The 17,323-nt window shown below is 61.5% G+C and carries 14 protein-coding genes; 10 read left to right on the top strand and 4 right to left on the bottom strand.

Going from position 1 to position 17,323, the window contains the following annotated elements:
* Nucleotides 1-3: 3 nt before the first annotated feature.
* The 6 genes from ACX3P1_RS04400 (at nt 4) to gltX (ending at nt 7,541) form a co-directional block, all read left to right on the top strand.
* A complete protein-coding gene (locus ACX3P1_RS04400; RefSeq protein WP_459078338.1) occupies nt 4-1,371 on the top strand; it encodes a M16 family metallopeptidase in 1,368 nt (455 codons plus the stop codon).
* A 3-nt stretch (nt 1,372-1,374) separates the two neighbouring features.
* Nucleotides 1,375-2,730, top strand: a complete 1,356-nt coding sequence (locus ACX3P1_RS04395) for a M16 family metallopeptidase (RefSeq protein WP_459078337.1) — start codon at nt 1,375-1,377, stop codon at nt 2,728-2,730.
* The gene (locus tag ACX3P1_RS04390; RefSeq protein WP_459078336.1) at nt 2,727-3,605 is read left to right on the top strand and encodes a patatin-like phospholipase family protein; all 879 of its coding nucleotides are present in this window, start codon (nt 2,727-2,729) and stop codon (nt 3,603-3,605) included. The genes ACX3P1_RS04395 and ACX3P1_RS04390 overlap by 4 nt, the downstream gene beginning before the upstream one ends.
* Nucleotides 3,606-3,701: 96 nt before the next feature.
* Nucleotides 3,702-5,378 carry an NAD+ synthase gene (locus ACX3P1_RS04385; RefSeq protein WP_459078335.1) on the top strand — a complete coding sequence of 559 codons (1,677 nt, stop codon included), beginning with the start codon at nt 3,702-3,704 and terminating at the stop codon, nt 5,376-5,378.
* A 261-nt stretch (nt 5,379-5,639) separates the two neighbouring features.
* Entirely contained in the window at nt 5,640-6,062 is a 423-nt protein-coding gene (locus tag ACX3P1_RS04380; protein ID WP_459078334.1) for a hypothetical protein, read from the top strand.
* Nucleotides 6,063-6,167: 105 nt separating this feature from the next.
* On the top strand, nt 6,168-7,541 hold the full coding sequence (gene gltX, locus ACX3P1_RS04375) for a glutamate--tRNA ligase (RefSeq protein WP_459078333.1): 1,374 nt from the start codon (nt 6,168-6,170) through the stop codon (nt 7,539-7,541).
* Here the strand turns inward: gltX and ACX3P1_RS04370 are convergent.
* The 4 genes from ACX3P1_RS04370 to dgcA form a co-directional block, all read right to left on the bottom strand.
* Nucleotides 7,459-8,601 carry a DUF2865 domain-containing protein gene (locus ACX3P1_RS04370; RefSeq protein ID WP_459078332.1) on the bottom strand — a complete coding sequence of 381 codons (1,143 nt, stop codon included), beginning with the start codon at nt 8,599-8,601 and terminating at the stop codon, nt 7,459-7,461. The genes gltX and ACX3P1_RS04370 overlap by 83 nt on opposite strands.
* A 185-nt stretch (nt 8,602-8,786) precedes the next feature.
* The gene (locus tag ACX3P1_RS04365) at nt 8,787-11,114 is read right to left on the bottom strand and encodes an NADP-dependent malic enzyme (RefSeq protein WP_459078331.1); all 2,328 of its coding nucleotides are present in this window, start codon (nt 11,112-11,114) and stop codon (nt 8,787-8,789) included.
* A 134-nt stretch (nt 11,115-11,248) separates the two neighbouring features.
* Nucleotides 11,249-12,028 (bottom strand): SDR family oxidoreductase, encoded by a 780-nt coding sequence (locus ACX3P1_RS04360; protein ID WP_459078330.1) that lies wholly within the window; start codon nt 12,026-12,028, stop codon nt 11,249-11,251.
* A 78-nt stretch (nt 12,029-12,106) separates the two neighbouring features.
* Nucleotides 12,107-13,090 (bottom strand): N-acetyl-D-Glu racemase DgcA, encoded by a 984-nt coding sequence (dgcA, locus tag ACX3P1_RS04355; protein WP_459078329.1) that lies wholly within the window; start codon nt 13,088-13,090, stop codon nt 12,107-12,109.
* A gap of 78 nt (nt 13,091-13,168) precedes the next feature.
* Between dgcA and ACX3P1_RS04350 the strand changes: the two genes are divergently transcribed.
* From ACX3P1_RS04350 to ACX3P1_RS04335, 4 genes are all read left to right on the top strand, one after another.
* Nucleotides 13,169-14,356 carry an ABC transporter permease gene (locus ACX3P1_RS04350; RefSeq protein ID WP_459078328.1) on the top strand — a complete coding sequence of 396 codons (1,188 nt, stop codon included), beginning with the start codon at nt 13,169-13,171 and terminating at the stop codon, nt 14,354-14,356.
* A gap of 1 nt (nt 14,357) precedes the next feature.
* Entirely contained in the window at nt 14,358-15,179 is an 822-nt protein-coding gene (locus ACX3P1_RS04345; protein WP_459078327.1) for an ABC transporter ATP-binding protein, read from the top strand.
* 8 nt (nt 15,180-15,187) lie between these two features.
* Entirely contained in the window at nt 15,188-16,561 is a 1,374-nt protein-coding gene (locus tag ACX3P1_RS04340) for an MlaD family protein (RefSeq protein WP_459078326.1), read from the top strand.
* 91 nt (nt 16,562-16,652) lie between these two features.
* Entirely contained in the window at nt 16,653-17,249 is a 597-nt protein-coding gene (locus ACX3P1_RS04335) for an ABC-type transport auxiliary lipoprotein family protein (protein ID WP_459078325.1), read from the top strand.
* The last annotated feature ends 74 nt before the right edge of the window (nt 17,250-17,323 follow it).

Below are 17,323 nucleotides of genomic sequence, written 5' to 3'. Positions count from 1 at the left end.
GCAATGACATTCAAGGCCGATTGGCTACGCCTCCCCATCCTGGCTGCCTCAGCCGCGTTTTGCCTGATGGGGCCTGCCTTGGCGCAAACCGCCCCGGACGGCTGGAAGGTGACGGATTTCCAGCTCGACAACGGCATGGAAGTCGTCGTCATTCCCGATCATCGCGCACCGATCGTCACCCATATGGTCTGGTACAAGGTCGGCAGCGCCGACGAGCCGCCGGGAAAATCCGGCATTGCCCACTTCTTCGAACATTTGATGTTCAAGGCAACGACACATCATAAGGCCGGCGAATTCGACGCCGCGATCTCCGCCATCGGCGGCTCGAACAATGCCTTCACCTCCTACGACTACACTGCTTTTTATGAGACGGTGACGCCGCAGGCCCTAGGCGAAATGATGGGCTTTGAAGCCGACCGGATGCGCAATCTGATTTTGAGCGACGACGTGATCGCGACCGAGCGCGACGTCATCCTCGAGGAGCGGCGCTCGCGCATCGACAATAATCCCAGCGCTCTGCTCGACGAAGAGGTCAACGCCACACTCTACCAGAACCAGCCCTACCGCATCCCGGTCATCGGCTGGAAGCAGGAGATGGAGCAACTCAATCGCACCGACGCCAGGGCCTTTTACGATCATTACTATACCCCGAACAATGCCGTGCTGGTGGTGGCAGGCGATGTCGAGCCGGAGACGGTCAAGGAACTGGCTGAAAAGACATTCGGCAAGCTGGCGCGTGGCCCCGATTTGCCGCCACGCATCCGTCCGGTCGAGCCGGATCAGAACACCGAGCGGACGGTGACGCTGCGCGACGCCCGCGTCAGCGTGCCTTCCTTTTCCACGCAATGGGTCGTGCCTTCCTACCATTCGCAAAAGCACGGTGAGGCCGAAGCGCTCGACCTGCTCGCCGAAATCCTCGGCGGCGGCACTCGCAGCCGCCTCTATCAGCAACTTGTCGTCAAGCAGGGCATTGCCGCAAGCGCCGGGGCGTCGTTCCAGGGCAGGATGCTCGACGATACCAGCTTTTCCGTCTATGGCGCGCCGCGCGGCGACGCCAAGCTTGCCGACGTGGAAGCCGCGGTGAATGCGGAGGTCGCGCGCATCGCCAAGGACGGGGTTAGCCAGGATGAACTGGACAAGGCGAAAGACCGGTTCGTCCGCTCGATGATTTTCGCGCGCGACAAGCAGGCGGCCATGGCGAATATATACGGCGCCACATTGGCGACCGGCGGCAGCGTGCAGGACATCGAACAGTGGCCCGAGCGCATACGCAAGGTCACGACCGATGAGGTCAAGGCCGTCGCCGCCCGTTACCTGGGCATGGACCATGCGACGACAGGCTATTTGTTGCCGGCGCAGGCGGGGAACTGAACGATGGCTTATTTCATGAAGTTCCGCGCGCGCCTTGCAGTTCCGGTCGCGACATTGTTGCTGTCGATGCTGTTTCTGGTGCTGCCGGCAATCACGGCTCGGGCCGCCGTCACCATTCAGGAGGTCAAGTCCGATTCCGGCGTGTCGGCCTGGCTGGTGGAAGACTATTCGGTGCCCATCGTCGCCATCCAGTTCGTTTTCGATGGCGGCAGTTCCCAGGATCCGGCCGGCAAGGAAGGCCTGGCCAATTTGATGACCGGCCTGTTCGATGAAGGCGCCGGCGATATGGATAGCGAGGCCTTCCAGATCAAGCTGGACGAAGTCGGGGCGGAGATGAGGTTCAACCAGACCCGCGACGGCACCTACGGTGCAATGCGCTTGCTGGCGGACCGCAAGGACGAGGCGTTTCGCCTTCTGAAGCTCGCTGTCGAGGAGCCTCGCTTCGACCAAGCGCCAATTGACCGCATCCGCGGCCAGATCCTGTCTGGCATCATTTCCGGCGAGCGCGATCCCAATCAGGTTGCGGCGCTGAAATGGGCGCAGGCGCTTTATCCCGGTCACCCTTATTCCAGGCCTGACGAGGGCACCAAGGAGAGCATTGCCACGATTACGGCAGACGATTTGCGCGCATTCCACAAGGCAAACTTTGCCCGCGACGGCCTTCATGTCGCGGTTGTCGGCGCCATCGACGCCAAGACGTTGAAATCCGAGCTCGACCAGATATTCGGCACCTTGCCCGAAAAGCAGAAGCTGGTGCCCGTTGCAGATGTCGAACCCAAGCTTGCCCAGGAAATGCAGGTCCCTTACGACCAGCCGCAGACATCGCTGCAGATGGCCTATCCCGGCGTGAAACGTTCGGCGCCCGATTTTTACGCGGCGGCGCTGATGAACGAGATGCTCGGCGGCGGCACCTTTACCTCGCGCCTGTTCAAGGAGGTGCGTGAGAAGCGTGGACTGGCCTATAGCGTCAGTTCCGGGCTGGCCGGCAGACGCCATAGTTCGGCGCTGGTCATAGGGACTGCGACCCGCTCGGACCGTGCAACTGAGACGCTGGGCGTGGTTCGCGACGTGGTCAAGCAGATGGCGGAGGAGGGACCGAGCGAGCAGGAACTGGCAGCCGCAAAGGAATATCTGATCGGGTCCTATGCCATCAACAATCTGGACTCGTCGGGCGCCATTGCCGGCACTTTGCTTCAGCTTCAACTCGACCATCTCGGCATCGATTACATGCAGAACCGGGAAGCCTATCTGCAGGGGGTAACCCTCGATCAGGTCAAGGCGGTGGCGACCAAGCTTTTGTCGGCCAAACCGGCGATCATGGTCGTCGGGCCGGAGTTGCACGACGGGGAAAAAAGGTGAGCCCGACCTTCGGCATCGCCTTTGGCGGCGGTGGCGCGCGCGGTCTGGCGCATATCCACGTCATCGAGGCGCTGGACGAACTCGGCATCCGCCCGGTGGCAATCGCCGGCTCGTCCATTGGCGCCATCATGGGGGCCGGCATGGCGGCCGGCATTGCCGGCAAGGACATTCGCGAACACGCCCGTTCGATCCTCACGCATCGCGCTCAGGTCGCGACCCGGATGTGGCGGGCCCGGCCTGGCACGTTTGCCGAAATGATCGAGGGCGGCTTTCGCGTCAGCCAGTTCAATATCGAGCGGATTCTGAAGGCATTCCTGCCGGAAGCCGTGCCAGCCACTTTTGCGGAACTGAAGATCCCGCTGAAGGTAACGGCCACCGATTTCTTCGGCCACAAGCTTGCTATCCTGTCGGAGGGCGACCTGCATTCGGCGCTGGCCGCATCGGCTGCGATCCCGGCGGTGTTTCGCCCGGTCATGCGCGACGGCCGCATGCTGATCGACGGCGGCATTTACAACCCGGTTCCGTTCGACCTGATCGAGAACGAAGCCGACATCATTCTTGCCATCGATGTCGTCGGCGCGCCTTCCGACGTTGAGCGCAAGCTCCCGTCGACCGTTGACCTGATGTTCGGTGCAACGCAGTTGATGATGCAGTCGATCATCACCAACAAGCTCAAGCGGTGCCGCCCGGATATATTGATCCGCCCGCCGGTTTCGCGCTTTCGCGTCCTCGATTTCATGAAGGTCGACGCGGTGATGGCCGAGACGGCTTCAGTCAAGGATGAGGTCAAGCGCGCCATCGAGACGGCCATAGAGGCCAGGTTGGACGATGGCAAAGGCAAGAATGCCACGCGCGCCAAGCGCGCCGCGAAATAGACCGGCCGTTCGCACCGCCCTGCCATCCAGATCAAGCGCCGTGTGCGCCAATGAAGCGGATTGCCCGCGCGGCTGGGGCGCGATAATAGGCGTCTCATGAGCACGCCCCCCGATACGATCCGCATCGCCGTCGCCCAACTGAACCCCACTGTCGGCGACATAGCAGGCAATCTTGCGAAGGCACGCGAGGCGAGGGCCGACGCAGCCCGGCAGCGTGCCGATGTCGTGCTTTTCACGGAGCTGTTCATTTCCGGCTATCCGCCGGAGGATCTGGTTTTGAAGCCGGCTTTCCTGAAGGCGTGCGAACGCGCCGTCGATGATCTGGCCACGGATACCGCCGATGGCGGGCCGGGCGTCATCATCGGGACGCCGTTGAAGCGCAAGAGCGGTACGCACAATTCGATCGTCGTCGCCGATGGCGGCAAGATCATCGCCGAGCGCTTCAAGGCCGATTTGCCGAATTACGGCGAATTCGACGAGAAGCGCGTTTTCCAGGCGGGGCCGGAATTGCCCGGGCCGGTCAATTTTCGTGGTATCCGGCTGGGCATCCCGATTTGCGAGGACGTCTGGGGCGACCTCGGCGTTTGCGAGACGCTGGCCGAATCGGGAGCGGAAATCCTGCTCGTGCCGAACGGCTCCCCCTATTATCGCGGCAAGATGGACGCCCGCCAACAAGTCGTTCTCCGGCAGGTCATCGAGACTGGCCTTCCCATGGTCTACGCCAACCAGCTTGGCGGGCAGGACGAATTGGTGTTCGACGGCGCTTCCTTCGCCATTCAGGCCGACAAGTCGCTGGCTTTCCAGATGAGCCAGTTCGAGGCGGCGGTTGACGTCACCACCTGGAAGCGCGGTGAGGAAGGCTGGACCTGTACGCAAGGGCCGATGTCGAAGGTTCCCGAAAAGGAAGAGGCGGACTATCGCGCCTGCCTGCTCGGGCTGCGCGACTACGTCAACAAGAACGGTTTCAAGAATGTCGTGCTTGGCCTTTCCGGCGGTATTGATTCGGCCATCTGCGCCGCCCTTGCCGTCGATGCGCTGGGCGAGGAGCGGGTGCATGCGGTGATGATGCCATATCGCTACACGACCAAGGATTCGCTGAAGGATGCGAAGGATTGCGCCCGCGCGCTTGGCTGCCGCTACGATATCGTTCCGATTGCGGAGCCGGTCGACGGGTTCGCGCACGCTCTAGCACCGCTATTTGCAGGCACGAAGCCGGATATTACCGAGGAAAACCTGCAGTCGCGCGCGCGCGGCACCATCCTGATGGCCATTTCCAACAAGTTCGGCTCGATGGTGGTGACGACCGGGAACAAGTCGGAAATGTCGGTGGGCTATGCCACGCTCTACGGCGACATGAACGGCGGCTTCAATCCGATCAAGGACATGTACAAGATGCAGGTCTATGCGCTGTCGCGCTGGCGCAATGCACATGTGCCATCCGACGCGCTTGGCCCTGCCGGCGAGGTTATCCCCGCCAACATCATCGACAAGGCACCGTCGGCCGAATTGCGGGAGAATCAGACCGATCAGGACTCGCTGCCGCCTTATCCGTCGCTGGACGACATCCTGGAATGCCTGGTCGAGAATGAAATGGGTGTCGACGAGATCGTCGCGCGGGGCCATGACCGCGCAACCGTCACCAGGGTCGAGCATCTTCTATACATAGCCGAGTATAAACGCCGCCAGGCAGCGCCGGGCGTCAAGATCACCCGAAAAAACTTCGGCCGCGACCGTCGATACCCGATCACCAACAGGTTTCGTGATCGCGGATAGAGCATCGGACCGAAAAGTGGTTACCGGTTTTCGGAAAATCCGATGCGCAAACAAAAGGATAGAGCAGCACCGCGGATTTAGCTGAGCGTCCGCCGCTCTAGCGGGCGTTATCCGCTTCGACTCCCTTGGAAAGACGAAACGCCCGCCGGACCCGGCATTCGGGGTATCGTCGATCACGATATGTGATAGGATTTGTCATATCGTGATCGGATATCGCGGTAGTTTCCGAGAAACCATGGATAATCACAAGGGAGAAAAACAATGTCCATTGGAGAGAACTTCAGCGCCTATCGGCCTTCGAAAGCTGTATGGTTCTGGTCGTGCATCGGTGCGGCTGTCCTGACGATCATTGTCGGCTTTTCGTGGGGCGGCTGGGTAACGGGGGGAACCGCGACAAAACAGGCCGAGGCGTCCGGCGAACACGCAGCGGCGCAACTCGCTGCAAATATATGCGTCAACCGCTTCCTCCAGGCGCCTGACGCTACCGCAAAGCTGGCCGAACTGAAGAAAGTCGACTCCTGGAAGCGTGATAGCTTCGTAAGCGACGGCGGATGGGTCACATTCGCCAAGATGGAGAAGCCGGTCACCGGTGCTGCCGAAATTTGCGCCGATCAACTGGCAAGCGCGGAACTGCCGGTGGCGGACGCGACAGGAACCGCTCCGCAGCAGGATTCCGTCAACTAGACATTCGGCTATTTGACCGCATATCCTGCGAGGCGCGCTCGAATGCGCGCTTCGCAGGATATGGGTTCTGTTGCAAAATGCGGAGCCATCCTTTAGGCCCCGTACATGACAGTCACCGTTCGTTTCGCCCCTTCGCCCACCGGCCGCATCCATATCGGCAATGCGCGCACGGCTCTGTTCAACTGGCTTTTTGCTCAAAAGCACAAGGGCCGCTTCATCCAGCGCTTCGACGATACAGACATTGCGCGCTCGAAGCAGGAATATGCGGATTCCATCCTCTATGACCTGCATTGGCTGGGTATTTTTCAGGACGCCACGGAATATCAGTCGAAACGCTTCGACATCTACGATGCCGCCGTCGAAAAGCTGAAGGCGGCAGGCCTGCTTTATGCCTGTTATGAAACGCCGGAAGAACTCGACCTTCGGCGCAAGGTGCGGCGCACGCGCGGGCTGCCACCGGTTTATGGTCGCGAGGCGCTGATGCTGACCGCCGAGCAGATTGCGGCATTCGAGGCTGACGGGCGCCGGCCGCACTGGCGCTTCCTGTTGCCCAACTTTGCCAGCGATCCATCGGAGACGGAACGCACGGAAATTCATTGGAACGATCTGGTGCGCGGCGAAGAGACGGTCGATCTCTCCTCGCTATCCGATCCGGTTCTGGTGCGCGAGGACGGCACGTATCTCTATACGCTGCCTTCGGTCGTCGACGATATCGATCTTGGCGTCACCCATGTCATCCGCGGCGACGACCATGTCACCAATACCGGCGTGCAAATGGCAATCTTTCGGGCGCTGGGTGCCGAAGTGCCGGTTTTTGGCCACCATAATCTGCTGACCACGACTTCGGGCGAGGGGCTTTCCAAGCGAACCGGTGCGCTGTCCATCGAAGGCCTGCGCGAATCCGGCATCGAGCCGATGGCGGTTGCCTCGCTGGCCGTGCTGGTCGGCACCTCCGAGAATGTCCAAGCCATCCCGACAATGGCTGAACTGGGCGACCATTTCGATCCGGCCGCCACCTCGAAGTCCGCGTCTAAATTCGACCCGGATGAGCTGGTGGTGCTTAACCGCGTCCTGCTGCATCACATGCCTTTTGCGGAAGCGCGCGACAGGCTGGCATTGCTCGGCATATCGGACGAGCGCGCGGAGCCGTTCTGGATGGCGGTGCGCGGCAATCTCGACCGGCTTAACGACGCCGGCCGGTGGTGGCGGATCGTCAACGAAGGCCCGACAGAAAAGCCTGAGCACTCCGACGAGGATGTAGCCTATCTGCGCCGTGCTTTCGACCTGCTGCCGCAGGAGCCGTGGGAGGCATCGATCTGGAAAGACTGGACGAATGCCGTCAAGAAGGACACCGGCCGCAAGGGAAAAGCCTTGTTCATGCCACTTCGGCTGGCGCTTACCGGGCTGGAGTCGGGCCCGGAACTTGCAGATCTATTGCCGCTTCTGGGGCTGGAAGGAACGCTGGCGCGACGACCCTGACTTTCCGGTCGGTCGCTGGCAGGCTGGGCTGGTTGCCGGGTTCCAGCACCTCTGACGCCTTGTCGGTCGCTGTGTCAGCAGGAGCGGGCTTTGCCGCAGGCGATGGCGCAAAGGACGTAATGCTGGGGGATTCCGATTCGGAGTGTTGCTGGCCTGACCGGCCGCCGATGACCTCGAAACCCTGTGCCGCATTGCAGCCGCAGGCCGGCGCATCCGGATTGCCCGGTTTTTTGTAGAGATAGGCCGTCGGCAATTCGGTATAGGGCCTGCCCGTGACGGACGACGTCATGTTGGCCGAATCGTCACCGATGCCGCGCGTATAAAACACCTGCATTTCGGTTCCAGGGCAGCTCGACTCGCAGTTTTTCTGGTCGCGCTCGAAATCCCGCAGGGAAGCGGCGTTCGACATCGGGAAGAAATAGCCATCGCAGGTGCGCACGCACATCGTGCGGAATTCGCCACGAGGGGCCTCGGCCGTGGTCACGCGCATCAAGGTGTTGAGATAGCCCTTGCCGGCAGGTTCCACCGTATCCGCCTGCAACGCATCATCGAGATCGATGTTGCGTTGCGGCTTTTCCAGGAGCCAGTCGCCCGTCTTCTTCCTTTCAGGAAGTTCTTTCACTGCCGTTTCGGTTGCTCGGCATTTTTTGGCTTTCAGCGCGGCCATGATCTGCGAACGGTCACGGCGCGCGGTTCCCTTGGCAAGTTTGGCGCGGTCGCGGCGCAGCGTGTCGAGGTTTTTTGCCATGCGGTCCAGGGAAGCGTTCAGCGCCGCGCAGGCGCTGACATTTCCGGCAAAGATTGAAAATCCGCAACCGGCCTGGCGCGCCCTGCTTCGCGCCTTCGTCATTTCCGCGCCCTGCCTGGCAATGGCGGAATCGTATTTCCGGATCTGTGAAGGGCGTGCCCGGCCACCGCTGCCTGCACTGGCAAGCTCGGCTTCCAATTGCCGGCAGGCGCTCGAAGCAGCAAAAGTCTGGCCGATGTCCGCGAACGAAACGGCAAGCGCGCCAAGCAACGCCAGGGCGAAAAATGCCGTCTTGCTCGTGCCCCTCGCCATTTTTCCTCCGTGCCGCCGCTGCCCACTGGCAAACAGAACAGGCACCCGGTGCGCCAACCCTGGAATTTATCGCATCCGTGTTACCCGTTTCTTAGGACGTCGTGCGTCCCTTCGGGCACCCGGCGCTCCAATTCTTTAATCAGCATCGGAATAACCCGAAAACCAGTATCCACTTTCGGTCCGTTCTAGCCGGCTGCCTCCGTAGCCTGCGCCGCCTTCTGCGTGGCCTCGACTACCGCAAGCGCCGTCATGTTGACAACGCCGCGCGAGGTTACGGAAGGTGTCAGGATGTGTGCCGGTTTGTCCGTGCCGAGCAGGATCGGGCCAACATGCAGCGCATCCAGTGTCGCCTGCAACGCCGTCAGCGTGATGTTGGCCGCGTCGAGCGTGGGGAACACCAGCAGATTGGCTTCGCCCTTGAGGCGCGAATGCGGATAGACGCGCTGGCGAAGCGCGCTGGACAGGGCGGTATCGGCGTGCATTTCGCCGTCGCATTGCAGTTCGGGGGCCAAATGTGCCAGAAGGGCCGCCGCCTTGCGCATCTTCAGCGTGCTTGGCGTATCGCGGGAGCCGAAATCGGACAGCGACAGTAAAGCGGCCTTCGGCTCGATGCCGAAGCGGCGGATTTCATCGGCCGCAAGAATCGTCATTTCCGCGATCTTCTCGGCGGTCGGATCGACGCAGACATGGGTGTCGGTCAGGAACAGCACCCCGCGCTGCGAGATCAGCATCGAAAGCGTTGACAGTTCGTGATCCTTGATGCCGGTTCGCGGCCCGATAATCAGGTCGACGTTCCGCAAATGGCGAGCAAAGCGTCCCTCCAGTCCGCACAGCATCGCATCGGCGTCGCCGCGCTTCAGTGCCAGCGAGGCAATCACCGTGGTGTGTGTGCGCACCATGGTGCGGGCGGCTTCCTGCGTTATGCCGCGCCGCCCGCCAAGTTCGATGAACAGGTCGACATAGTGGCGATAGCGCGGATCGTCCTCGGGGTTGATCAGTTCGAAGTCCACGCCCGGCCGGATACGCAGGCCGTGGCGCTTGAGCCGTACCTCGACGACATGCGGGCGCCCGATGAGGATCGGTTCGGCAATGCCTTCTTCCAGCACCACCTGGGCGGCACGCAGTACGCGCTCGTCTTCGCCGTCGGCATAAATGACGCGTTTGGTGGTCGAAGCCTTGGCCGTCGAAAATACCGGCTTCATGACTAGGCCGGAGCGGAAGACGAAACGGTTCAGCTTGTCGATATAGGCCGCCATGTCGGTGATCGGCCGCGTCGCGACGCCGGTATCGCAGGCCGCCTTGGCGACGGCTGGCGCTATGCGCAGGATGAGGCGGGGATCGAACGGCGAGGGGATAAGGAATTCCGGACCGAATATCGGCGTCTCACCGGAATAGGCGCGCGCCGCGACATCGGACGGCTCCTCGCGCGCCAAAGCCGCGATGGCGCGCACGGCGGCCATCTTCATCTCCTCGTTGATGGCGCTCGCGCCACAGTCGAGCGCGCCGCGAAAGATGTAAGGAAAACAGAGTACGTTATTGACTTGATTGGGAAAATCCGACCTGCCGGTGCATATCATCGCGTCGGGCCGCGCGGCGCGGGCGAGATCCGGCATTATTTCGGGATTCGGATTAGCCAGCGCCAGGATCAACGGCTTTTCCGCCATGAGTTCGAGCATTTCGGGTTTCAATACTCCGGCGGCCGAAAGACCGAGGAAGACGTCGGTGCCGGGCAGGACATCCGCCAGCGTGCGGGCATTCGTGTCCTTGACGTAAGGGTCCTTCCATCGGTCCATTTCCTCGGTTCGCCCCTTGTAGGCGACGCCGAAGCGGTCGGTGACCCAGATGTTCTCGATCTGCACCCCGAGCAGGACCAGCAGATTGAGACAGGCCAGCGCCGCCGCACCGGCCCCTGATGTAACGACCTTGATGTCTCTGATTTCCTTGCCGGCAAACTCCAGGCCATTCAGGATGGCAGCAGCAACGATAATGGCCGTGCCGTGCTGGTCGTCGTGGAAGACCGGGATGCTCATGCGGGCCTTCAGTTGTTCCTCCACATCGAAGCATTCCGGCGCCTTGATGTCTTCGAGATTGATGCCGCCGAAGGTCGGCTCCAGCGCGGAGATCGTTTCGACCATGCGGTCGATTTCCAAAGCGTCGATTTCGATGTCGAACACGTCGATGCCGGCGAATTTCTTGAACAGGACCGCCTTGCCTTCCATCACCGGCTTGGAAGCGAGCGGGCCGATATTGCCGAGGCCGAGCACCGCCGTGCCGTTGGAGATGACGCCGACGAGATTGGCGCGAGCGGTGTAATCGGCGGCCGTTGCCGGGTCGTCCTGGATGGCAAGGCAAGGTGCGGCAACGCCGGGCGAGTATGCCAGCGCCAGGTCGCGCTGATTGCCGAGCGGCTTGGTCGCCTGGATTTCGAGCTTGCCCGGAATTGGATACTTGTGGAAATGGAGGGCCGCTTCATCCAGATCCGACCATGTGGTCTTGGTGCTATCGCCTTCCATGGTCGCGGTCCCCCTCTATTGACTGCAAATCATCTACCATGTGGCGGCAGATTTTCGAGGGTGAAAATGGCGCCGCCGCCCTTGGCTCCAAAGAACCGCTTCTGAAGTTGGAAAGCCCCCCGCTATCCGCGCCTTCAAAACGCGCTGACGTAAAGCCCGCCATCCACCGGTATGTTCTGGCCCGTCAGGTATCCCGCGTGGACGGAACACAGGAAAGCACAAATCTGGCCGAACTCTTCTGGTGTCCCAAGTCGCTTGGCGGGAACGTCGGCCGAAATGCGCGTCTTGCGCGCCGCAGCGGCAGCCGGGTCTTCGACGCTGCCGGCTTCGTGCGGGCCGCGCAGGCGGTCGGTGTCGAGCTTGCCAGGAAGCATGTTGTTGATGGTGACGTTCTTGTCGGCAACGGTGCGGGCAACGCCTGCCAGGAAAGATGTCAGCCCGGCGCGCGCGCCCGACGACAGGTCGAGACCGGCAATGGGCACATATACCGACAGCGAAGTGATGTTGACGATACGGCCGAAGCCGCGCGCGGCCATGCCGTCGATTACTGCTTTGACCAGTTCGATGGGGGTGACCATGTTGTTGGTGACGCCTTCGAGGATTTTCTCCCGGTCGAGTTCGCGGAAGTCGCGGAAAGGCGGTCCGCCATTGTTGTTGACGAGAATGTCCGGATCGGGACATGCGGCCAGTAGCGCCTGTTGCACCTCGGGCTTCGAAACGTCGCCAACGATTTCTTTCACCTCGACGCCGAATTGTTCGCGCAATTCAGCGGCCGTGCGCGCCAGCAACTCGCCATTGCGGCCGTTGACGACAAGGTCGCATCCAGCTTCGGCAAGGGCAAAGGCGCAGCCTCGTCCCAGTCCCTTGCTGGATGCACAAACGATGGCCTTCTTCCCGCGAATTCCGAGATCCATGAAACATACTCCTTCAAAGAGCCGCAAGCTAACCGCCCGCATGGCAGGCGGCAACCACGATCCTGTTATCAGGGCCAGTCAGCCCCACAGGGCATTTTGCGGAGGCGAGACGAGCGAGCCTTCATAGGTGAGGCCGGGCGTGCGGTCGCGCGCCAGCAGCAGCGGGCCGTCGAGATCGACAAACTCCGCGTCCTGCGCCAGAAGAACCGCCGGTGCCATGGCAAGCGACGTGCCGACCATGCAGCCTACCATGATGCCGAAACCCAGTTCTCGCGCTCTGTCGCGCAACAGGAGCGCTTCCGTCAGCCCGCCGGACTTGTCCAGCTTGATGTTGACGACGTCGTACAGGCCAAGCAGCGACGGCAGGTCAGCCGCGACATGCACGCTTTCGTCGGCGCAGATCGGCACGGGATGCGCCATATCGCGCAAGAGCGCGTCCTTGCCGACCGGCAGCGGTTGCTCGATCAGCGCGATACCGAGTTCGGCCGCGACCGCCAGGTTCTCGGCGATGTTGTCTTCGCTCCACCCTTCATTGGCATCGAGGATGATTCGGCTGGATGGTGCCGCCTGCGTCACGGCGCGAATGCGGGCGATATCCCCGTTGCCGCCGCCAATCTTTACCTTCAGAAGCGGCCTTGCGGCATTGGCGCGGGCCTGCGCCGCCATTGCTTCCGGCTCGCCCAGCGACAGCGTGTAGGCTGTTTCGAGCGGGCGGGGCACCGTACCGATGCGGGCGGCGACCGAAACGCCGCTGGTTTTTGCCTCCAGATCCCACAAGGCGCAATCGACGGCGTTGCGGGCGGCACCCGCTGGCATCGCGGCAACCAGGTCGGCGCGACTCATCCCGTTGGCCACATCGGCGCGCGCCGTATCGATCTGCGCAAGCACGCTTTCCATCGTTTCGCCGTAGCGCCGGTAGGGTACGCATTCGCCGCGCCCAAGGTGGTTTCCGTCTCGTATCCTGCAGGCAATGACCTCGGCTTCCGTTTTGGAGCCGCGTGAAATGGTGAAAACGCCAGCAATGGGGAATCGCTCGGCAACAACCGAAATGACACGCGCCATATTTTTCTTCTCCAGTCGTGCGTAAACAGGGACTTCGTCAAATCGACAGGCCTTGTTCATCACGCTAAACAGGACGCCATGTTGACCATCGGGAAACGGGACGCAAGCACGACAGCTACCGCCGCCGCCAACCACCAGCCGCGCATAGAAGTGGGCGAGGAGGATGGTGTGCTTGGCTGCGCCTTTTCCGGAGTCTGGACGACGCGCACGATCGCCTTGATCGACGACGAGATGCGCAAACTGGAAAAGCGCAAGGGATTCAGCAACCTTGCTCTCGACCTCTCCGGTATCGACAAGATCGACACGGCGGGCGCATGGCTGATCGACCGCCTCATAAAGGCCTTTGAGGGCAATGGAAGCCAGGTTGCCGTGCAGGGACAAAGCAAGGTCGCGTCGATCCTGCTGGATGCCGTCGGCGAGGCCGGCAAGCACGACAAGGATTCTGGCGCGGACCCACGGCCCAACATCGTCATTCGCGTGCTGGAGGCCGTGGGGCGGCGCGTCTACGAGATGCGCGACGACTTCCTGTCCGCCATGAACATCCTCGGCGCGACGATCCGCGGCGCGCAGATGAAACTCGGCCGGGGCCATGCCGTCAATCCGGCCGCCATCTTCAGCCAGATTGACCGCATGGGCGTAGGCGCCATCCCTGTTGTCGTGCTGATGTCGGCGATCGTCGGCGCGATCGTTGCCCAGCAGGGCGCCTACCAGCTCAGCTATTTCGGCGCCGACATCTTCGTCGTCGATCTGGTCGGCGTGCTGGTGTTGCGCGAGATGGGCGTGCTGATGACCGCGATCATGATAGCGGGCCGCTCCGGCAGCGCCATCACCGCCGAAATCGGCTCGATGAAGATGCGCGAGGAGGTCGACGCCCTCAAGGTGATCGGCCTCAACCCCATTGGCGTCCTGGTCTTTCCGCGCCTCGTTGCCCTGGTGATTGCCTTGCCCTGCTTGACCATCATCGCCAATTTCGCCGCGCTCGGCGGCGGCATGGCGGCGGCGTATTTCTATTCCGACATACCACCCGCCGCCTTTGTCGATCGGCTGCGGTCCGCCATCGACACGAGCACCATCTTCGCCGGTCTCATCAAGGCGCCCTTCATGGCGATCATCATCGGTACGATCGCTTCGGTCGAAGGCATGAAGGTGGGCGGCAGCGCCGAATCACTCGGCCAGCACGTTACCGCCTCGGTGGTGAAATCGATCTTCGTCGTCATCATACTCGATGGGCTATTTGCCATGTTCTATGCGGCGATAGAGTTCTGAGATGATAGCTGTTGAAGACGCGCCCGAAATAGCGGCTCCCAAGGGCAGCGACGAAATCGTTCTTTCCGCGCACGATATCACGGTCGCCTTCTCCGGCAAGGTCATCCTGGACCATCTGTTTCTAGATATACGGCGCGGCGAGATCTTGGGTTTTGTCGGTGCCTCAGGCGCAGGAAAATCCGTGCTGCTGCGCACCATTCTGAACCTCAACAAGAAGCAATCCGGCACGATCAGGCTGTTCGGCGTCGATGTCGAAGAGGCGAGCGACCTGGATCGATTGCGAATTGACATGCGTTTGGGCGTTCTTTTCCAGCACGGCGCGCTGTTTTCGGCGCTGACGGTGCTGGAAAACGTGCAGGTGCCGATGCGGGAATACCTCGATTTGCCGCCCAGGCTCATGGATGAACTGGCCATGCTCAAGATCGAGCTGGTCGGGCTGCCGCCTGATGCGGCGCGAAAGTACCCGTCCGAACTTTCCGGCGGCATGATCAAGCGGGCAGCGCTGGCGCGGGCGCTGGCGCTGGACCCGGACATCGTCTTCCTGGACGAACCGACCTCCGGTCTCGACCCCATCAGTGCCGCCGAATTCGACGAACTCGTCGTCAAGCTTCGCGACACCATGGACCTGACCGTCTACATGGTCACGCACGATCTTGATTCGCTTTTTACCGCCTGCGACCGTGTAGCGGTGCTTGGAAACAAGAAGATTCTGATCGAAGGCACGATAGACGACATGATGAAGAGTGAAGAACCCTGGGTGAAATCCTATTTCCGTGGCAAACGCGCCCGGCAACTTGATCTTGCCGCACGCACACAACCATAATCACGGCAATGGAAACCAGAGCCAACTACGTTATCGTCGGGATATTCACGCTGACCGCCATTCTTGCGGCGTTCGCCTTCGTCTACTGGACCGCCGCGATCGGCGACCGGGGCGAGACGGTGATGCTGCGCGTCCGCATTCCCGGTTCTGCATCCGGTCTTGGGCGCGGCAGCTTCGTGTTGTTCAACGGCATCAAGGTGGGCGACGTCAAGCGCGTCTATATCGACGTGAACAACCCGACAGCGGCCATCGCCGATACCGAGGTTGACCGCACGACGCCGATCACCAAGTCGACCAAGGCCGATATTGGTCTCGCGGGCCTGACCGGGCAGGCCAATATCGAACTCAAGGGGGCGGACCCCAAAGAGGTCAATCTCCTCGACCAGGCCGAGTTGGAAGGCAAGGTTGCCGTAATTGTCGCCAACCCATCGGCGGTGACGAACCTGCTGCAGACGGCACAGGATATTTTCCAGCGCGCCGACGCGGTGCTTTCCGAGTTGGAAGGCTTTGCGAAAGACGTTCGCGGCCCGCTGACCCAGACCGTTCAGAACGCCCAGGCGTTTTCCGACTCTCTGGCGAAGAATGCCGACGGCATCGATAAATTCCTGGCCAGCGTGAGCGCGCTGTCCGACACGGTAAGCAGCGTTTCCGGCAAGCTCGACGGAACCCTGAAGGCTGCGGAGGGATTGCTCAATTCGGTGGACAAGGATCAGGTCAAACAGATCGTAGCCAATATCAACACCGTAACCAACAATTTGAAAGAGACCAGCGGGCAGTTCGAGCGGGTGGTCAGCAACGTCGATACCGCTGTCGGGTCGATCAACGATTTCGCCAAAAGTACGCAAGGCACCTTGGCCAAGGTCGATGGTGTGCTTGATGCCGTCAATCCGGAGGATGTCCGGGCGGCGCTCTCCAACATCCAGAAAGCCAGTGAAAACGCAAATAAGGCAGCTGCCGATATCGCCGTGGTTACGGATAAATTCGCCGACAGGGCTGACGATATCGACCAGACCATCCATGACGCGAAGCAGTTGGCCTCGCGTCTCAACGCCGCCTCTGTGCGCGTCGATGGCATCTTGCTCAAAGTCGACAAACTGCTGGGTTCCGGCGAGGCCAATGGCGTCATGGCCGATGCAAGGGAAACGCTCAAATCGTTCAAGCAGGTGGCGGATACGCTGAACGCGCGCCTTGGCACGATCACCGACAATCTGGCGCGCTTTTCGGGGCAGGGTCTGCAAAACATAAATGCCCTGGTGCAGGATAGCCGCCGCTCCATCGGCCGTATCGAGGAAGCTGTCACCGACCTCAGCCGCAATCCGCAGAAGATTCTTTCGGGCGGATCGGGCGAGGTACGCCAGTATGACGGGCGGGCGCGGCGTTGACATCGCCCCTAACCCGCCCCAGAAAATCGACTTCGGCGCCACAAGGGCGGTCCGAACGAATTGAGGTCCGCAGAGACAACGGGGATCGCGCGTGAAATCGATCAGGCTCTATTCGAGCGTAGCACTCCTTGTCTTTTCCCTGGCCGGGTGCGCGGCGCTGCCGGGCGGCGGCCCCGCGCCGCTCGACACGTTTGAGTTGTCGGCCCCGTCGGTTTCGACCAAGGCCCACAGCCGCCGTCAGATCCTGATCGCGGAACCGTCGGCGCTCAAGGCGCTGGACAGCCAGAATATCGTCATCAAATCGTCGGCGCGTTCCATCCAGTACCTCAAGGGCGCGCAATGGGCCGATCGCCTGCCGCTGATCGTGCAGGCGCGACTGGCCGAGACGTTCCAGCGCTCGGGCAGCTTTGCCGGCGTCGGCAAGCCGGGCGAGGGGCTGGCGATCGACTATCAGATCATCGTCGAGGTTCGCTCGTTCGAGGTTCAGGTCGACGGTGCGCAAAACGCCAGCGTCGACCTGTTCGTACGCGTTCTGAACGACCGCAACGGAGAAGTTCGGGCCTCGAAGGACTTCACCGCATCGGCTCCCGTCTCGGGAAGCGGCAACCAGGCCTATGTCGCCGCGCTCGACAGGGCGTTCGGGACTGCGGCGCAGGAAATCGTGCGCTGGACGGATTCCGTGATCTGACTGGGTGGCCTCGCCCGCATGGCGCGCCGTAGTTCAAGAAAAAGGCGGAGCGATCCGGCCTTTTCCTTTTTCCG

Source organism: Mesorhizobium sp. A623 (assembly GCF_054489405.1).
The sequence above is the reverse complement of the archived record's forward strand: the minus strand, read 5'-3'. Positions and strand labels throughout refer to the sequence as shown.

Coding starts and splice junctions, on each gene's coding strand:
- ACX3P1_RS04400 (WP_459078338.1), top strand. CDS start 4: ATGACATTCAAGGCCGATTGGCTACGCCTCCCCATCCTGGCTGCCTCA.
- ACX3P1_RS04395 (WP_459078337.1), top strand. CDS start 1,375: ATGGCTTATTTCATGAAGTTCCGCGCGCGCCTTGCAGTTCCGGTCGCG.
- ACX3P1_RS04385 (WP_459078335.1), top strand. CDS start 3,702: ATGAGCACGCCCCCCGATACGATCCGCATCGCCGTCGCCCAACTGAAC.
- ACX3P1_RS04380 (WP_459078334.1), top strand. CDS start 5,640: ATGTCCATTGGAGAGAACTTCAGCGCCTATCGGCCTTCGAAAGCTGTA.
- gltX (WP_459078333.1), top strand. CDS start 6,168: ATGACAGTCACCGTTCGTTTCGCCCCTTCGCCCACCGGCCGCATCCAT.
- ACX3P1_RS04370 (WP_459078332.1), bottom strand. CDS start 8,601: ATGGCGAGGGGCACGAGCAAGACGGCATTTTTCGCCCTGGCGTTGCTT.
- ACX3P1_RS04365 (WP_459078331.1), bottom strand. CDS start 11,114: ATGGAAGGCGATAGCACCAAGACCACATGGTCGGATCTGGATGAAGCG.
- ACX3P1_RS04360 (WP_459078330.1), bottom strand. CDS start 12,028: ATGGATCTCGGAATTCGCGGGAAGAAGGCCATCGTTTGTGCATCCAGC.
- dgcA (WP_459078329.1), bottom strand. CDS start 13,090: ATGGCGCGTGTCATTTCGGTTGTTGCCGAGCGATTCCCCATTGCTGGC.
- ACX3P1_RS04350 (WP_459078328.1), top strand. CDS start 13,169: ATGTTGACCATCGGGAAACGGGACGCAAGCACGACAGCTACCGCCGCC.
- ACX3P1_RS04345 (WP_459078327.1), top strand. CDS start 14,358: ATGATAGCTGTTGAAGACGCGCCCGAAATAGCGGCTCCCAAGGGCAGC.
- ACX3P1_RS04340 (WP_459078326.1), top strand. CDS start 15,188: ATGGAAACCAGAGCCAACTACGTTATCGTCGGGATATTCACGCTGACC.